This window comes from Streptomyces sp. MMG1533, assembly GCF_001279775.1.
Taxonomy (GTDB): Bacteria; Actinomycetota; Actinomycetes; order Streptomycetales; family Streptomycetaceae; genus Streptomyces.
In genome coordinates this window covers 178,645-194,394 of record NZ_LGDG01000156.1, presented here as the reverse complement: position 1 = coordinate 194,394, position 15,750 = coordinate 178,645, and the positions used below count along the sequence as shown (strand labels likewise).

The 15,750-nt window shown below is 71.3% G+C and carries 15 protein-coding genes; 10 read left to right on the top strand and 5 right to left on the bottom strand.

Annotation, left to right across the window (positions count from 1 at the left end; genetic code table 11):
- Positions 1–1,219, bottom strand: a 1,219-nt coding sequence (locus ADK57_RS47445) for a serine/threonine-protein kinase (RefSeq protein WP_234390246.1), incomplete at its 3' end; no start/stop codon positions are given.
- Positions 1,220–1,449: 230 nt separating this feature from the next.
- Here ADK57_RS47445 and ADK57_RS17385 point away from each other — a divergent pair.
- Positions 1,450–2,172 carry an LPXTG cell wall anchor domain-containing protein gene (locus ADK57_RS17385; RefSeq protein ID WP_053750377.1) on the top strand — a complete coding sequence of 241 codons (723 nt, stop codon included), beginning with the start codon at positions 1,450–1,452 and terminating at the stop codon, positions 2,170–2,172.
- A gap of 64 nt (positions 2,173–2,236) precedes the next feature.
- Positions 2,237–3,562, top strand: coding sequence for an FAD-binding oxidoreductase (locus ADK57_RS17380; protein WP_078973179.1), 1,326 nt, complete (start codon positions 2,237–2,239; stop codon positions 3,560–3,562).
- Here the strand turns inward: ADK57_RS17380 and ADK57_RS17375 are convergent.
- Entirely contained in the window at positions 3,552–4,130 is a 579-nt protein-coding gene (locus ADK57_RS17375; protein ID WP_053750376.1) for a biotin transporter BioY, read from the bottom strand. The two genes, ADK57_RS17380 and ADK57_RS17375, sit on opposite strands and share 11 nt — an antisense overlap.
- Positions 4,131–4,597: 467 nt before the next feature.
- Between ADK57_RS17375 and ADK57_RS17370 the strand changes: the two genes are divergently transcribed.
- The 7 genes from ADK57_RS17370 (at position 4,598) to ADK57_RS17340 (ending at position 12,456) form a co-directional block, all read left to right on the top strand.
- Positions 4,598–5,842, top strand: coding sequence for an ROK family protein (locus ADK57_RS17370; RefSeq protein WP_053750375.1), 1,245 nt, complete (start codon positions 4,598–4,600; stop codon positions 5,840–5,842).
- Between the two features lie 236 nt (positions 5,843–6,078).
- A complete protein-coding gene (locus ADK57_RS17365; RefSeq protein ID WP_053750374.1) occupies positions 6,079–7,143 on the top strand; it encodes an ABC transporter substrate-binding protein in 1,065 nt (354 codons plus the stop codon).
- An 8-nt stretch (positions 7,144–7,151) separates the two neighbouring features.
- On the top strand, positions 7,152–7,988 hold the full coding sequence (locus tag ADK57_RS17360; protein WP_234390239.1) for an ABC transporter permease: 837 nt from the start codon (positions 7,152–7,154) through the stop codon (positions 7,986–7,988).
- Positions 7,964–8,698 (top strand): ABC transporter ATP-binding protein, encoded by a 735-nt coding sequence (locus tag ADK57_RS17355; RefSeq protein WP_053750372.1) that lies wholly within the window; start codon positions 7,964–7,966, stop codon positions 8,696–8,698. Before ADK57_RS17360 ends, ADK57_RS17355 begins: the two co-directional genes overlap by 25 nt.
- Positions 8,695–10,050 (top strand): LLM class flavin-dependent oxidoreductase, encoded by a 1,356-nt coding sequence (locus tag ADK57_RS17350; protein ID WP_107091570.1) that lies wholly within the window; start codon positions 8,695–8,697, stop codon positions 10,048–10,050. The genes ADK57_RS17355 and ADK57_RS17350 overlap by 4 nt, the downstream gene beginning before the upstream one ends.
- Before the next feature lie 13 nt (positions 10,051–10,063).
- Positions 10,064–10,960 (top strand): TauD/TfdA dioxygenase family protein, encoded by an 897-nt coding sequence (locus ADK57_RS17345; protein WP_053750371.1) that lies wholly within the window; start codon positions 10,064–10,066, stop codon positions 10,958–10,960.
- 113 nt (positions 10,961–11,073) lie between these two features.
- Positions 11,074–12,456, top strand: coding sequence for an amino acid permease (locus tag ADK57_RS17340; protein WP_053750370.1), 1,383 nt, complete (start codon positions 11,074–11,076; stop codon positions 12,454–12,456).
- Here the strand turns inward: ADK57_RS17340 and ADK57_RS17335 are convergent, their stop codons facing one another.
- The 3 genes from ADK57_RS17335 to ADK57_RS17325 all read right to left on the bottom strand — a co-directional run bounded on the left by ADK57_RS17335 (position 12,457) and on the right by ADK57_RS17325 (position 14,494).
- Positions 12,457–12,804, bottom strand: coding sequence for a tetratricopeptide repeat protein (locus ADK57_RS17335; RefSeq protein WP_053750369.1), 348 nt, complete (start codon positions 12,802–12,804; stop codon positions 12,457–12,459).
- Between the two features lie 265 nt (positions 12,805–13,069).
- Positions 13,070–13,858: an SAM-dependent methyltransferase gene (locus tag ADK57_RS17330; protein ID WP_053750368.1), complete on the bottom strand. Its 789-nt coding sequence runs from the start codon at positions 13,856–13,858 to the stop codon at positions 13,070–13,072.
- Between the two features lie 12 nt (positions 13,859–13,870).
- The gene (locus tag ADK57_RS17325; protein ID WP_053750367.1) at positions 13,871–14,494 is read right to left on the bottom strand and encodes a histidine phosphatase family protein; all 624 of its coding nucleotides are present in this window, start codon (positions 14,492–14,494) and stop codon (positions 13,871–13,873) included.
- 174 nt (positions 14,495–14,668) lie between these two features.
- Between ADK57_RS17325 and ADK57_RS17320 the strand changes: the two genes are divergently transcribed.
- Complete coding sequence (locus tag ADK57_RS17320; RefSeq protein ID WP_053750366.1) at positions 14,669–15,703, top strand: 2-hydroxyacid dehydrogenase; 1,035 nt, start codon at positions 14,669–14,671, stop codon at positions 15,701–15,703.
- Positions 15,704–15,750: the final 47 nt, after the last annotated feature.

Here is a 15,750-nt window from a genome sequence, read left to right as displayed (position 1 = left end):
GTGCGGTGCCAGCGGAGTTGCCGGACGGGGTCTCGGAGCGGGATTCCGAGCGCAGTTCTGAGGCGGCTTCGGTGGAGGCGCTGGCGGGCTGGGGAGTGGGTTCGGGCGCCGGTGCGGGGTCGGGTCCCGGCGGCGGAACGGGGGCGAGTCCCGGGCGCGGTGCGGGCTTCCTGGGGTCCCGCACCGTGCGCAGGTGCCGGGTGTTGGCTGAGGAGGGTGTGGGCGGTGTGGGCGACTCCTGCGGTGCCTGCGGTGCCTGCGATGCCTGCGGGAGGAGGGGCGTCGCGTCCTGGACGTCCGGCGCCTCCGGTTCGGGCGTCGGTTCGGGCGCCTGTCCGGGCGTCTGTTGTGGCTCCGGTGCACCCTGTTCGTCCCGCCTCCCGGCCAACTCCCCGGCCGGTCCCGCCTCCTGAGGAACGGTGCCGGCCTCTCCCCCGCCCACCGGAACGGTCGGCATCGTCGGCGGCGCCGGGTGGGCGAGCGGCCGCAGGGACGTCTCCAGTTCCTCCAGCCCCGGTCGTACCGTCGGGTCCTTCTCCAGCAGCGCCGCCAGGATGTCCCGCAACGGGCCCTCGGTGGCGGGGAGTTCGGGCTCCTCGTACAGGACCGCGTGCAGGGTCGCCAGTGTCGTGTCGCGGGAGAACGGGGAGTGGCCGCCCATCGCCGCGCACAGGGTCGCGCCGAGGGACCACACGTCGGACGGCGGGCCCTGCGGGCGGCCGGAGATCCGCTCGGGGGCCATGTAGTCGGGCGAGCCGACCAGCATGCCGACCATGGTGAGCGCCTTGGCGTCCTGGATCGCGGCGATGCCGAAGTCCGTGAGGACGATGCGCCGTGCGCCGTTCTCCACGAGGACGTTGCCAGGCTTGATGTCCCGGTGCAGGACACCCCGGTCGTGCACCTGACGCAGCGCCTCCACGAGGCCGAGTCCGAGCAGTGCCGTCTCAAGCGGGCCGAGCGGGCCCTCCTCCGCCATGATGCGTTCGAGGGAGCGGCCGACGACCAACTCCATGACGATCCACAGGCGTTCGCCCTCGTCCACGACGTCGTACACGCGCACGACGTTGGGGTGGTCGATCCGGGCGGTGGCCCTGGCCTCGCGCAGGGTCCGTTCGCGGCGGGTCCGGGCGTCCTCGGCGTCGAGGCCGTCTATGCGCATCTCCTTGACGGCGACCTGCCGGTCGAGTATTTCGTCGGCGGCTCGCCACACCCGCCCCATTCCCCCCTGGCCGATACTTTCGACCAACCGATACCGCCCCGCCACCAACACCCCTGGAACTCCACCGTTCCTCGTATTCCCCGGCAATCCACTGCACCCCCTCAATGCCTTCCCGAAGTTCCCGACTGGAACACAATGGTCACACTTCGAGCCGTACCAGCATAGTGCGGAGAAATCTTGTGGTACCTCTTCAAGTACTGCGAATTCAGGCGCAGCCAAGGGGGACGAACATGAGTTCTCGTCGTGCGACGACCATCGCCGGATCGCTGGTCACGGCATCTTTCTCGGCCGTGATGATCCTTTCCTTCACCGCCCATGCGGATGACCAGGGACCCGGGAGCAGCAAGGGGGGAAAGGCCGTCGACGAGGCACCGGCAGGCGTGAAACTGACCACGCTGCTGCCCGAGAAGATCTCGGTCGACAACAGCTCGCAGGAAACGGACCTCACCGCCACGGTGAAGAACGAGGGGACCAAGGACAGCGGCAAGATCAGGCTTTTGGTCGTCGGTTTCGACGGCCTCTCGGTCAAGAACGTTCAAGGCTGCTCTCCGATTGACGAAAAGGACCTTCCGGAGGGCTCGAACAGCGGTTTCGCCTGCCCCATCGACAATCTCGCGGCCGGTAAGTCGAAGTCGTACGCCGTCGACGCGACGTTCGATCTCGGCAAGACCGGAAAGATCTGTCTGCCGGTGCAGACCAGCGACGGAAAGAAGACGTTCTGGCAACAGGGCCCGGTTCCGTTCGGTACGACGAACCCGTCGCCGAACGCCCCGGCCACCCCGCTGCTGCTCGGCACCGACAACAAGCCGGTCGGGCCGGGCGGCGACGAGCTGCCCAGCACCGGTTTCGAGCGTGACGTCCTGCCGCTGGGGGCGGCGGGCGCGGCGCTGATGGCCGCCGGCGTGGCCGGGCTGTGGTGGTCGCAGCGGCGGCCGGCGCAGCGGGAGAACTGAGAGCCGGGAGAGCGGGGGCATAACCTGACGGCACCTGTCAGGTTATGCCCCCATCATCGGCCGCATGACCTACCTGACCGACACCGCAGACCTGCTCGTCCTCCGCCCCGGCGACGCCGGCTACGACGCCGAACTCGCGGGTTTTCAGACCGGGTTCGCCCAGCGTCCCGCCCTCGTGGTCGCCGCGCGCTCCGCCGCCGACGTGGTCGCCGCCGTGCGGTACGCGGCCGACCGGAACCTGCCGGTCGGCGTCCAGTCCGGCGGGCACGGCGTGCCGGGCGCCTCGGAGGGTGGCGTGCTCGTCACGACGAAGCGGATGGACGGGGTGAGCGTCGATCCCGGGGCCCGCACGGTCCGGGTGCAGGCGGGCGTGCGCTGGGGCCAGGTCGTCGCCGCCGCCGAGCCGTACGGGCTGGCCCCGCTCAACGGTTCCGCCCCGTCCGTCGGCGCCGTCTCCTACACGCTGGGCGGCGGACTGGGCATCCTGGCCCGCGAGTTCGGCTACGCGGCCGACCATGTGCGCACACTGGACGTCGTCACGGCCGACGGTGAGCTGCGGCACGTGACCCGCGACTCCGGCCCCGACCTGTACTGGGCGCTGCTGGGCGGCGGACACTCCCTCGGCATCGTCACGGAGCTGGAGATCGGCCTCGTCCCCGTCCGCACCCTCTACGGCGGCTCGCTCGCCTTCGACGGCCGCGAGGTCGATCCGACGGCCGTGCTGCGGGCGTACGAGGAGTGGACGCGGACCGTGCCCGAGGGGCTGACGTCGTCCTTCGCCGCCGTACCGTATCCGGACCTGCCGGCGTTGCCGCCGCGGTTGCGCGGGCGGTACGTCCTATCGGTGCGGGTCGCGTACACCGGCACCGACGGCGGGCGACTCGTCGCCCCGCTGCGGAAGATCGGGCCGGTGCTCGCCGACTCGCTGCGCGAGATGCCGTATGCCGAGAGCCACACCATCCACAGCGACCCGGACTTCCCGCACGCGTACTACGGGGACAGTGCGGTGCTGAGCGAGCCGGCCGCCGACAGGTCCGCTGAGCTGCTCGCGCGTACCGGGCCGGGCGCGGGCGCCATGTGTGTCGTGCAGATCAATCATCTGGGCGGAGCACTCGCCCGGCCCGCACCCAACTCGGTGCCGTATCGCGAAGGGCGTTTCCTGGTGCGGCTGTTGACCATGGGCGACCGTGAGAAGGCCCGCCGGATCCTGGACCCCGCGTTCGCGCTGCTCGCGCCCGCCACGCTCGGCCGGTCGGTCAACTTCGCGTTCGGGGCGGGCGATCGGACCGAGGGGCTGTACGACGCGGAAACGCGCAGGAGGCTCGCCGGGGTGAAGTCGCAGTACGACCCGGCGAACCTCTTCCGCAACAGCTACGGGGTCAGCGCTTGACGAGCTTCCAGGCGGAGGGCAGCAGGCCCATCGCCAGGGCCGCCTTCAGGGCGTCGCCGATCAGGAACGGGGTGAGGCCGGCCGCGATCGCGGCGGACATCGAGAGGTCGGCCGTGTAGGCGAGGTAGGGGACGCCGACGGCGTAGATGATCGCCTCGCCGACCAGCATCGCGCCGGCCGTGCGGAGCACGGAGCGGTCGGCGCCGCGGCGGGCCAGGGCGCCGACGGCGGCGGACGCCAGGATCATGCCGAGGATGTAGCCGAAGGAGACGGAGACTCCGGAGGTGCCGTTCGCGAACCACGGCACCCCGGCGAGCCCGGCCAGCGCGTACAGGACGAGCGCGGAGAGGCCGCGGCTGGCGCCGAGCGTCGTGCCGACCAGCAGCGCGGCGAAGGTCTGGCCGGTCACCGGCACCGGGGAGCCCGGCACGGGCACCGCGATCTGGGCGGCGAGGCCGGTGAGCGCGGCGCCGCCGACCACGAGGGCCACGTCCCGGACACGGGAGGCGGGAAGCAGGTCGGCGAGGACCTGCCCGGGGCGGGCGGGGGCGGCGGCAGCGGTGCTCATGGGGACTCCGCGAGGTGGTGGGCACGGGGGACACGTGGACGCTATCCCAGCGCCCTCGGGCCGATCACCGTCAGCGCTCGACAAAGGGGCAAGCGCGGGCTTGGTGGACTCCGGACAAAGGATGGGAGTTACACCGGGTACGGGGTGATGCCGGTCACTGAGGTGAAGTGGCCAGGGCTACGCAGGGACGGTGGGCGGGGTCTGTCGGGTCCCGCCAATGAGATGCGCGGCGTGGACACCCGCCGTCTCGCCCGTCGGTCGCCGTCTGGGCAGCGTGGGACCGTTTTGCTAGCTTCGGTCGCATGGTTGCCCAGGCCCGGAACTTCTCGTCGCGTCGCCACGTCGACCTGCGACGCGTGGGCACGGCCGTCTGTCGCCGCCGGTAGGGCGAGGCGGGCGGAGCGGATCCGATGCGCCTCGACTCCTGAGTCGGCGCACTGTCGGACCCGTTCCCGAGGATGATCCCCATGCCCCGTACCGCGGCAGCACACCCTCCCCTGTCTTCGTCACCTGTCTCCTCCCTCTCTTCGTCTCCTGTCTCGTCGATTCCGCGCGCCGCCGACCCCGACCGGCGCCGGACCAGTGCCAGCGTCGTGCTGCGCTCCGTGCTGGAGCACGGGCCGGTCGCGCGCAGCACCATCGCCCGGCTGACCGGGCTGTCCCCGGCCTCGGTGACCGACTACTGCGCCCGGTTCACGCGGCTCGGTCTGATCCGTGAGGCCGCCGCGCCCCGGCGGTCCAAGGGGGTGGGCCGGCCCCATGTGCCGGTCGACCTGGACGACTCGCGGTTCGTTGTGGGCGGGGTCCATGTGGCCGTGCCCTACACCACGGTCGCGCTGCTGGATCTGCGCGGCCGGGTGGTGGCCGAGCGTCGGCTGAAGCACACCGGGGCCGTCGAGCCCGGGCAGGCGCTGGCGCGCGCCGCCGAGGGGCTCGGGGCACTGCTGGCCGCGGCTCCGGGATGCCGGGCGCTGGGTGTGGGCGTGGCGGTCGGCGGCTGGGTGGACCGGGACTCCGGGACCGTTGTCGCGCACCCACTGCTGGGCTGGCGGGATGTGCCGGTGCGGGATGTGGTCGGCGCACACACCGGGCTACCGGTCCATGTGGACGGACATGCGCGGGCGTTGGTCAACGCGGAGCGGCTGTTCGGGCGGGCGCGCGGCAGCGGGAGCGTGCTGCACCTGTTCGTCGGCAACGTGGTCGACGCGGCGTTCGCCACCCACGACCAGGTGCACCACGGGCCGCGTTCCCAGGCGGGCGCGATCGCCCATCTGCCGGTGCCGGGCGGCACGGAGCCCTGCGAGTGCGGCCGTACCGGCTGCCTCCAGGCCGAGTTGAGCGAGCTCACGCTGTGCCGGCGGGCGCGGGAGGCGGGTGTCACCGACGGCGCGAACCCGATGCACGTGGTGGCCGCGGCGGCCGACGGCGACCCCGCGGCCACAGAGCTGTTGGTGGACCGTGCGCGCCGGGTCGGGCGGGCCGTCGGGCTGTTGCTCGACGTGCTGAATCCGGAGACCGTCGTCGTCACCGAAATCGGCGTCCTGCACCGCGAGGACTGCCTTTCCGCGCTGCGGGAAGAGGTCGGGGCGGAGCGGGCGGCGGCTGTCGTGCCGACGAGTTTCGCGGATTCCGTGCTTGCCGTGGCGGGTGGATCGGTGGCTCTGGACGTGCTCTATCGGGATCCGCTGGGCGCCTCACCTGATGCGAATTAATTCAGAAACGCGGAATGTTGACAGGGCCGGTCCGAGGGAAGGAACATCCTGGTCATGAGCTGTCGCACCCTCTGTTGCTGACGCGGTGACGCGCACCGCGCGTCCGTCTCCTCCTGCGTGAATTCCGCCTTCTCCGGCGGCCTCCCAGGCTTTCTCCGGATTCCTCCGGCTTTCTCCTGCCCGGAATTCCGCATGCCTCTGCGCCACCTCGCCATTTGAACTCAGGGAGTCCTCCCATGCCTTCCCCGCCCCTGCCCGGAATCGACCGACGGCTCTTTCTCACCTCTCTCCTCGGCATCTCCGCCGCCGCTGCCGGACTGAGCGGCTGCGCCGGCAGCAGCGCGGCGGCCTCGAAGACCTCCGTCTCCGAGCCGCTGGCGAAGACGGTCCCCGCCGGCACCGGCCTGAAGATCGCCTCGTACCAGAACGTCCAGCAACTCCAGTTCAGGCTCGCCAAGTTCGGCGAACTGCCTTTCAAGGTGAGCAGCTGGGCGAACATCGGCGCCGGACCCGATGTCATCAACGCCTTCCGCGCCGGGTCCCTGGACGTCGCCAACAACGCGGGCATTCCGCCGATCCAGGCGCAGTTCCAGGGCTACGACGCGAAGATCGTCGCGATCAACATCACCCGCAAGCCGAACTACCTCTTCGCCACCAAGCCCGGCAGCGACATCCGCTCGGTCGAGGACTTCAAGGGCAAGAAGCTCGCCTTCTCGCAGGGCCAGGCCCAAGGCGTCGTCCTCCTGCGGGCGTTGAAGAAGGCCGGGCTCGCGTACGACGACGTGAAGCTCGTGCCGCTGACCAGCAACCAGTTCCTCACGGCACTGCAGTCGGGCCAGGTGGACATCGCACCGCTCGCCAACCAGCAGGCGCCCGCCTATCTCCAGCAGTACGAGTCCAAGGGCGCCCGCGCCATCACCACGGACGTCGTCGACCTGCTCAACCTGCTGTGGGCCCCGACCTCCGTGCTCTCGGACTCCGCGAAGGCCGCCGCGGTCGCCGCGTACATCCCGTACTGGGCGAAGGGCCAGGTGTGGCAGTACGAGCACCCCGACGTCTGGAACGAGGAGTTCTACGTCAAGACGCAGAACCTGAGCCTCGCCCAGGCGCAGTCGATCACCGAGCTCGCCAACAAGCCGCTGTTCCCGCCGAGTTGGGACGAGGCCGTGAAGTGGGAGCAGGAGACCGCCGATCTGCTGGCGGAAGGCGGCTTCGTGAAGGGGTTCAAGGTCGACTCGCTCTTCGACCGGCGTTTCGAGGGCATCGCGGCGAAGTCCGTACCGGCGGAGTACCGGAGGTGAGCGCCGCCGTGACCACGACCGCAGCCGCACCCGTCACCACGGCCGAGGACAGCCCCGAGGTCCGCCGGCGCCGCCGTCTCTCCCCCGGCAGGCGGCTGCCCGCCACCCGCCTCCTCGGCCCCGCCCTCGTCCTCGCCCTGTGGGCCGCCGCCTCCGCCGCCGGACAGCTCGACCCCGGTGCGATCCCGGCGCCCTGGACGGTGCTGGAGACCGGCGTCCACCTGTGGACCGACGGCACGTTGCCCACCGACGTCCTGACCTCGCTGCAACGCGCGGGCTCCGGCTTCGCGATCGGCCTGGCCGCGGGCATCGCCCTCGCCCTGGCCTCCGGGCTCAGCCGGACGGGCGAAGCGCTGATCGACGGGTCGGTGCAGCTCAACCGGGCGATCCCGACGCTCGGTCTGATCCCGCTGTTCATCCTCTGGCTGGGCATCGGCGAGACCTTCAAGGTCGCGATCATCGCGATCGTCGTCTACATCCCGATCTACCTGAACACGCACTCCGCGCTGTCCGGAATCGACCACCGGTACGTCGAACTCGCCGAGGTCCAGGGCCTGTCGAGGTACGCCTTCATCCGGCGGATCGTCATCCCCGGCGCGCTGCCCGGCTTCTTCGTCGGGCTGCGGCTCGGCGTGACCGGCTCCTGGCTGGGCCTGGTCGTGCTGGAGCAGATCAACGCCACCAGCGGACTCGGCTACATGATGTTCCAGGCCCAGAACTACGGCCAGACGGACGTCATCCTCGTCGGCCTGGTCGTCTACGGCGTCTTCGGCCTGATCTCCGACAGCGCGGTCCGTCTGATCGAACGGAGGGTGCTGTCATGGCGCCGCACGCTGAGCAGCTGACCCGCCCGGCCGTCCGACTCCGGGGCCTGACACGGTCGTTCGACGGACGTACGGTCCTCGACGACATCGACCTCGACCTCCCCGCCGGACAGTTCACCGCCCTGCTCGGGCACAGCGGCTCCGGAAAGAGCACGCTGCTGCGGGCGGTCGCCGGACTCGATCACGAGGTCGTCGGGAGCGGCCGGCTGACCGCGCCGGAGAGGGTGTCGGTCGTCTTCCAGGACTCCCGGCTGCTGCCCTGGCAGCGCGTCCTCGACAACGTCCTGCTCGGCCTCGACGGCAAGGAGGCGGACCGGAAGGGACGCGAGGCCCTCGCCGAAGTGGGCCTGAAGGGCCGCGAACGGGCCTGGCCGAACGAGCTGTCCGGCGGCGAGGCGCAGCGCGCCGCCCTGGCCCGCTCCCTCGTCCGCGAGCCGGAACTCCTGCTGGCCGACGAGCCGTTCGGCGCCCTCGACGCGCTCACCCGGATCCGGATGCACGTCCTGCTGAGGGAGCTGTGGGAGCGCCACCGGCCCTCCGTACTGCTCGTCACCCACGACGTGGACGAGGCGATCGTGCTCGCCGACCGGGTCCTCGTCCTCGACCAGGGCCGTATCGGCCTCGACCTGACCATCGACCGCCCGCATCCGCGCTCGTACCGGGATCCGCTGCTGGGCGAGTACCGGGAGCGGCTGCTGGCCGCGCTCGGCGTGACGGAGGACCATCAGTGACCACCAGACAGCTCCATCTCAACGCGTTCCTGATGAACACCGGCCACCACGAGGCGTCGTGGCGGCTGCCGGAGAGCGACCCGTACGCGCACGTGGACCTCGCGCACTACGTCCACCTCGCCCGGATCGCCGAACGCGGCACCTTCGACTCCCTGTTCCTCGCCGACGGGCCACAGCTGTGGGGCAACCTGGCCCAGCGGCCCGCCGGGGCCCTGGAGCCGCTCACCCTGCTGACCGCGCTGGCGACGGCCACCGAGCACATCGGCCTGATCGCCACCGCCTCCACCTCCTACAACTCCCCCTACAACCTGGCCCGCAAGTTCGCCTCGCTGGACATCATCAGCGGCGGCCGGGCGGGCTGGAACATCGTCACCACGGCCGGTGCCGAGGCCGCCCGCAACTTCGGCCTGGAGGCCGAGCCCGCGCACGCCGAGCGCTACGCCCGCGCCGCCGAGTTCCTCGACGTGGCCCTGAAGCTGTGGGACAGCTGGGAGGACGACGCGATCGTCGCCGACAAGGCGGCCGGCGTCTGGGGCGACGACACGAAGATCCATCCGCCCCGGCACGAGGGGCCGTACTTCAGCGTCGCGGGCGCCCTCAACGTGCCGCGTACCCCGCAGGGTTACCCGCTGCTGGTGCAGGCGGGGTCGAGCGAGGACGGAAAACGCTTCGCGGCGCGGTACGCGGAGGCGGTGTTCACCGCCCAGCAGACCATCGAGGACGCGCAGGCTTTCTACGCCGACCTCAAGTCCCGTACCGCGGCAGCCGGTCGCGACCCCGAGCACATCAAGGTGCTGCCCGGCATCGTCCCGGTGATCGGATCGACGGAGGCCGAGGCGCTGGCGGCCGAGCAGCTCCTCGAAGACCACATCGTGTACACGCACGGTCTGGGCCGACTGGAGAGCCTGCTGCAACTGGAGCCGGGAACACTGGAGTTGGATGCCCGCCTCCCCGCCGACCTGCCTCCGGAGAGCGCCATCGAGGGCGCCAAGAGCCGCTACACGCTCATCGTGGAGCTCGGGCGGCGCGAGCGCCTCACCGTGCGGCAGCTGATCGGCCGCCTGGGCGGCGGTCGCGGGCACCTCACCTTCGCGGGCACGCCCGAGCAGGTCGCCGACGCGATCGAGACGTGGTTCACGCACGGCGCCGCCGACGGCTTCAACATCATGCCCGCGGTCCTGCCCTCCGGCCTGGACACCTTCGTCGACCACGTCGTCCCGATCCTGCGCACCCGCGGCCTGCTCCGCACGGAATACGGCCCGCGCCGCACCCTGCGCGAGCGCTACGGCCTCCCGCGCCCCGCCAACCAGTACGTCAGCCCCGTCCAGGAATCCGCGCTCGCCCGCGCCTGAAAGGAACCCGCACATGTCAGACATCGAGATCCGCAAGGTCACCGCGAACATCGGCGCCCAGATCTCCGGCGTCGACCTCGCCAAGCCCCTCGACGAGGAGACGGTCGTCGCCCTCCGAGACGCGCTGAACATCCACAAGGCGCTGGTCTTCGACGACGTGAACCTCGACGACGAGGGCCAGCAGGCCTTCGTCCGGCACTTCGGGGACATCACCACCGCCCACCCGACCGTGCCGTCCGTCGACGGCGTACCGAACGTCCTGCCCGTCGACAGCGAGCGCGGCCGCGCCGCCAACCACTGGCACACGGACGTCACCTTCGTCCTCAACCCGCCGCAGGCCAGCACCCTGCGCAGCATCACGATCCCGCCGTACGGCGGCGAGACCCTGATCGCCAACTCGGCCGCCGCCTACCGCGACCTGCCCCAGCCGCTGCGGCTGCTGGCCGACACCCTGTGGGCGGAGCACACCAACGACTACGACTACGCGGTGCCGGAGGAGACGGTCGACGAGGCACAGGCCGCCGCACGCGCCCAGTTCACGTCGATCAAGTACCGCACGGCCCACCCGGTCGTCCGCGTCCACCCGCTGACCGGCGAACGCGGCCTGTTCATCGGCGGGTTCGCGCAGCGGATCGTCGGCCTGTCGGTGAGCGAGTCCCGCAAGATCCTCGACCTGTTCCAGTCGTACGTCACCCGCCCGGAGAACATCCTGCGCCACCGCTGGTCGGAGAACCAGCTCGTTCTCTTCGACAACCGCATCACCCAGCACTACGCCATCGACAACTACGACGGCCTGCCGCGCCGTCTGCACCGGGTGACCGTCGCCGGTGACGTTCCGGTGGGCGTGGAGGGCAAGGAAAGCTACGTGATCGAGGGGGACGCCTCGCACTACACTTCCGTGGCGGCGTAACCACTCTGCGTGGCACGAGCGTCCGCATACTGGGCAGTCTCTCCTCCTGACCGGAGAGGCTGCCCAGACTGTGGGCGTTTTTGCCCATCTCACGCATTGGACGAGCCGCGCCCATGCCCCGCACCACCGCAGAGACGCCCCCCACGGACGCCTCCCTGTCCCACGGCCTCAAACAGCGCCACCTGTCGATGATCGCCCTCGGCGGTGTCATCGGCGCCGGCCTGTTCGTCGGCTCCGGCGCCGGGATCGCCGCCGCCGGTCCGTCGATCGTCATCGCGTACGCCCTCTCCGGCATCCTCGTGATGCTGGTGATGCGGATGCTCGGCGAGATGTCGGCCGCCTACCCGTCCTCCGGCTCCTTCTCCGCGCACGCCGAGCGCGCGATCGGCCCCTGGGCCGGCTTCACCGCCGGCTGGTCCTTCTGGGTCCTGCTCTGCACGGCCGTCGGCCTGGAGGGCATCGGCGCGGCGAAGATCGTGACGGGCTGGCTGCCGGGGACGCCCGAGTGGGCCTGGGTGGCGCTGTTCATGCTGGTCTTCTGCGGCGCGAACCTCGCCGCGGTGAAGAACTTCGGCGAGTTCGAGTTCTGGTTCGCGGCCCTGAAGGTCGGCGCGATCACCCTGTTCCTGGTCCTCGGCGTCCTGGCGATCGCGGGCGTCCTGCCGGGCACGGACGCCCCCGGGACGGCGAACCTCCTGGGAGAGGGCGGCTTCCTCCCGAACGGCAGCGAGGGCCTGGTCATCGGCCTGCTCGCCTCCGTCTTCGCGTACGGCGGCCTGGAGACCGTGACCATCGCGGCGGCCGAGTCGCAGGACCCGGTACGCGGCGTGGCGAGCGCGGTCCGTACGGCGATGTGGCGCATCGCGCTCTTCTACATCGGCTCGATGGCGGTCATCGTCACCCTCGTCCCCTGGGACTCGAAGGAGGTCGTGGAGAAGGGCCCGTACGTCGCCGCCCTCGACCACCTCGGCATCCCCGGCGCCGGGCAGCTGATGAACGTGGTCGTCCTCGTCGCCCTTCTGTCCGCGATGAACGCCAACATCTACGGCTCCTCGCGCATCGCCTACTCCCTGGTCGAGCGCGGCCAGGGTCCGAGCGCGCTCGGCCGGGTCTCGGGCGGCGTCCCCCGCATCGCGGTCCTCGTGTCCTGCGTCTTCGGCTTCGTCTGCGTGATCCTGAGCTACTGGCGCCCGGACGACGTCTTCCCCTGGCTCCTCAACATGATCGGCGCGGTCATCCTCGTCGTCTGGATCTTCATCGCGGTCTCGCAGCTGCGGTTGCGGGGCCGCCTGGAGCGCGAGACCCCGGAACGGCTGACCGTACGCATGTGGGCCTTCCCCGTGCTGACATGGGTGGCACTGGCCGGGATGGTGGCCATCTTCGTCCTGATGGCCCGTGAGCCGGACACGCGGGTGCAGTTGTACTCGACGGGCGGGATGACGGTGGTCCTGGCGGTCGTGGGGTACGTGTGGCAGCGGGCCAGGGCCAAGGGCTGATCAGGGCCCGGTCTCGGCCTGCCAGGCGGCGATCCTGGCCCGGTCGTGTTGGGCGAACGGGTGGTCGAGCAGGTCGAGCGTCTGCGACAGCGCGGCGCAGCTGTGGAGCGTGTCCACGTGGTCGGGCCCGAGCAGGGCCTCCCGGCGCTCCAGGATCCCGCGGTGCGGCGCCTCCGAGTCGGCGAACCGGCCCATCCTGAACAGCGCCGCGCCCTGCCAGTGCCGGGCGTCCAGAACCAGACGGTGTTCGGCGCCCAGCAGGTCCTGGACGGCTTCGGCGACCGTCGGGGCGAAGGTCAGCGCAGCCGCGTAGTCCCCCGAGTCGTAGACCTGCCGGAGGACCCGCACCGCGAGTGCCGCCGTCCGTTCGTCGCCGGCCGCGGTGAGCAGCCTCGCCGCGTGCGGCGCCGGCAGGGCGAGCCGGCTCCGGGCCTCGCCCGGCGGTACGAGGCCGCGAAGTCCCGTGCGGATGTGCCGCTGATGGCTCCCTGACCTCCCCGTGGAACGTCCTGCCTCGTGATCGTCTTCTCACCCTTCACTGGCAGGCGGAACGACGGGAAGCCCCCGCGAGGACGTGACTCGCGGGGGCTTCCTCGTCGTGGGCGGGCTCTGCTCAGGGCTTGCGGCCCAGGCCGCCGTGCTGGCCGATCGGGTCGGGCGCGGTCCCGTCGGGCGCGGTCCCGTCGGGGCGCCAGAGAGGCACCGACACCACGCCCGGGTCCACCAGTTCCAGGCCGTCGAAGAAGGCGGCGATCTGGTCGACCGGGCGCAGGAAGTAGGGGACGGCGCCGGTCTCGTTGTAGGCGTCCTGGGCCTGCTCGTAGTCGGGGTCGGTGCCCCGGGAGCCGTCGTTGACGGAGAGGTGGCTGCCGGCGGGGAGGCCCTCCAGGAGGCGGCGGACGATGTCGTGGGCCACGTCGTGGTCGGCGACATGGCCGAGGATGCCGCTGAGGATCAGCGCGGTGGGCCGGGCCGGATCGAGGGTCTTCGCGGCGGCCCGCAGGATCTGCTCGGGCTCGAAGAGACTGATGTCCTCGTACGCCGTCGCGCCCTCGGGCGTGGAGGTGAGCAGGGCTCGGGCGTGGGTGAGGACCAAGGGGTCGTTGTCGACGTAGACGATCCTCGACTCGGGGGCGAGGCGCTGGGCGACTTCGTGGGTGTTGTCGACGGTGGGCAGGCCGGTGCCGACGTCGAGGAACTGGCGTACGCCCGCCTCCTGCACCAGGTACCGGATGCTGCGGCCGAGGAAGGCGCGGCTGCTGCGGGCGATGGTGACGATCCCGGGGAAGACGGCGGTGTAGGCGTCGCCGGCCGCCTCGTCCACCGGGTAGTTGTCCTTGCCGCCGAGCCAGTAGTTCCAGATCCGGGCCGAATGCGGCACCGAGGTGTCGATCTGCGTCATACGCACATCGTGCTACGGCAGGTCCGGCTCGCACGGCACATTGAGGGAGAGAAGTGCGGCGGATCCGTCGGTGTTCACGCGCAGTTCGCTGATCGCCGCGTTGCGCAACCGCGGGAACACTCTGCGGTACTCACCGGCCGGGATCGACAGCAGCGTGCACAGGACCAGACGGAACAGCGTGTTGTGGGCGACGACCAGGACCCGTTCGCCGGGGTGGGCCGCGGCGATGCGGCGCAGGGCCTCGGCCCCTCGACCGGCGGCCGCCCGCGGATCCTCGGCGGCGGGGAAGGGATGGGCGACCGGGTCCGTGCGGAAGGCCTCCGCCGCGGCCGGGTCCTCGGCCGCGAACTCCGCGAGCGTACGGCCCTCCACCACGCCGAAGTCGCACTCGCGCAGGTCGGGTTCGCGGTGCGGGACGAGACCGAGGGCGCGGCTGGCGGGCTCCGCCGTGACGACGGCCCGGGACACCGGTGACGTCCAGATCGCGGCGACCGGGTGGGCGGCGGCCCAGCGGCCGAGCGCCTCGGCCTGTGCGCGGCCGGTGTCGGTGAGGGGCACGTCGCTCACACCGGCGTACCGGTTCTCGGCGTGCCAGATCGTCTGCCCGTGCCGGGCCAGGAGCAGGGTCGTACTCATGAATCCGCAGTATCCAGGTCCAGGCGCGGTATCAGGTCCATCCGCGCTATCCAGGAGCCGGCCTCCCGGCGGCCGCCCGGTGCTCTCCGCCCTGCAGTGGGCCTTCCACTCCGCCCGGGATTTCGTCCTGCGAGAAGGATTGACGATCAGCTACCGCCGTCACACGCTCTGTTGATGAAGGAAGCCTTACGTGTCCTGGCTGCCGGCGACCACTTCGTGCTGCCGTCGCTGATCAAGGAGGCGGTGGGCCGGGAGTCGGCCCGCCCCTGCGACGTACGGGAACTGACCCTCGGCTGGCCCCTGGAACCCTTCGGCCGGGTGGCCGAGGTGGAGGAGGCGAGCGACGCCGAGGACGTGCTGATCGAGGCGCTCGGCGACCGGGAGGTGCTGGTCACCCAGATGGGCCCGGTCACCGAGCGCGTCCTGGCCGCCGCCACCGGCCTGCGTCTGGTGGTCGTCTGCCGGGGCGGACCGGTGAACGTCAACCTCGACGCGGCCAAATACCACGACGTACGGGTGTGCTTCTCGCCCGGCCGCAACGCCGCCGCGACCGCCGAGTTCACCGTCGGCCTGCTGCTGGCGGCCCTGCGCCGCATCCCGCAGGCCCACGACCTCCTTGCCCGGCAGGGCAGTTGGGAGGGCGCCTCCTACTACACGTACGAACACGGCGGCCTGGAACTGGAGGACCTGCCGGTCGGACTGATCGGCTACGGGGCCGTCGGCAGCCGGGTCGCCCGCGTGCTGTGCGCCTTCGGGGCGCAGGTCATGGTGTACGACCCGTATGCGCGCGTCGAGATCCACGGGCTGCGGCTGCCCTCGCTCGACGAACTCCTCGCCCGCTCCCGGGTGATCACCCTGCACGCCCGGCTCACCGACGAGACCCGCGGCCTGATCGGCGCCCGCGAGCTGGCACTGCTGCCACCCGGCGCGGTCGTGGTGAACGCGGCGCGCGGCGCCCTGCTGGACGAGGCCGCGCTGTGCGACGCGCTCGAGGACGGCAGGCTGTCGGCTGCGGCCCTCGACACCTACCAGCGGGAGCCGCTGCCGCCGGGGTCCCGGCTGCTCGGCCAGGGCCTCGCGGAGCGCGTGGTACTCACCCCGCACCTGGGCGGCGCGAGCCGCGCGGTCGCCGAGAAGGCGGCGGCGATCGCGGCGGCGGAGGTGGGGCGGTGGTCACGCGGGGAGCCGCTCGCACACTGCCTGACCTGATGTTCGCCCTGACCTGACGTTCGTCGCGAACACCGAAGGAGAGTCCC

What these genes read in the sequence shown, in the direction of transcription:
- ADK57_RS17330 (WP_053750368.1), bottom strand. Translation starts at nt 13,858, where the DNA reads ATGACGCAGATCGACACCTCGGTGCCGCATTCGGCCCGGATCTGGAAC.
- ADK57_RS17370 (WP_053750375.1), top strand. Translation starts at nt 4,598, where the DNA reads ATGCCCCGTACCGCGGCAGCACACCCTCCCCTGTCTTCGTCACCTGTC.
- ADK57_RS17325 (WP_053750367.1), bottom strand. Translation starts at nt 14,494, where the DNA reads ATGAGTACGACCCTGCTCCTGGCCCGGCACGGGCAGACGATCTGGCAC.
- ADK57_RS17340 (WP_053750370.1), top strand. Translation starts at nt 11,074, where the DNA reads ATGCCCCGCACCACCGCAGAGACGCCCCCCACGGACGCCTCCCTGTCC.
- ADK57_RS17355 (WP_053750372.1), top strand. Translation starts at nt 7,964, where the DNA reads ATGGCGCCGCACGCTGAGCAGCTGACCCGCCCGGCCGTCCGACTCCGG.
- ADK57_RS17365 (WP_053750374.1), top strand. Translation starts at nt 6,079, where the DNA reads ATGCCTTCCCCGCCCCTGCCCGGAATCGACCGACGGCTCTTTCTCACC.
- ADK57_RS17320 (WP_053750366.1), top strand. Translation starts at nt 14,669, where the DNA reads ATGAAGGAAGCCTTACGTGTCCTGGCTGCCGGCGACCACTTCGTGCTG.
- ADK57_RS17380 (WP_078973179.1), top strand. Translation starts at nt 2,237, where the DNA reads ATGACCTACCTGACCGACACCGCAGACCTGCTCGTCCTCCGCCCCGGC.
- ADK57_RS17385 (WP_053750377.1), top strand. Translation starts at nt 1,450, where the DNA reads ATGAGTTCTCGTCGTGCGACGACCATCGCCGGATCGCTGGTCACGGCA.
- ADK57_RS17345 (WP_053750371.1), top strand. Translation starts at nt 10,064, where the DNA reads ATGTCAGACATCGAGATCCGCAAGGTCACCGCGAACATCGGCGCCCAG.
- ADK57_RS17375 (WP_053750376.1), bottom strand. Translation starts at nt 4,130, where the DNA reads ATGAGCACCGCTGCCGCCGCCCCCGCCCGCCCCGGGCAGGTCCTCGCC.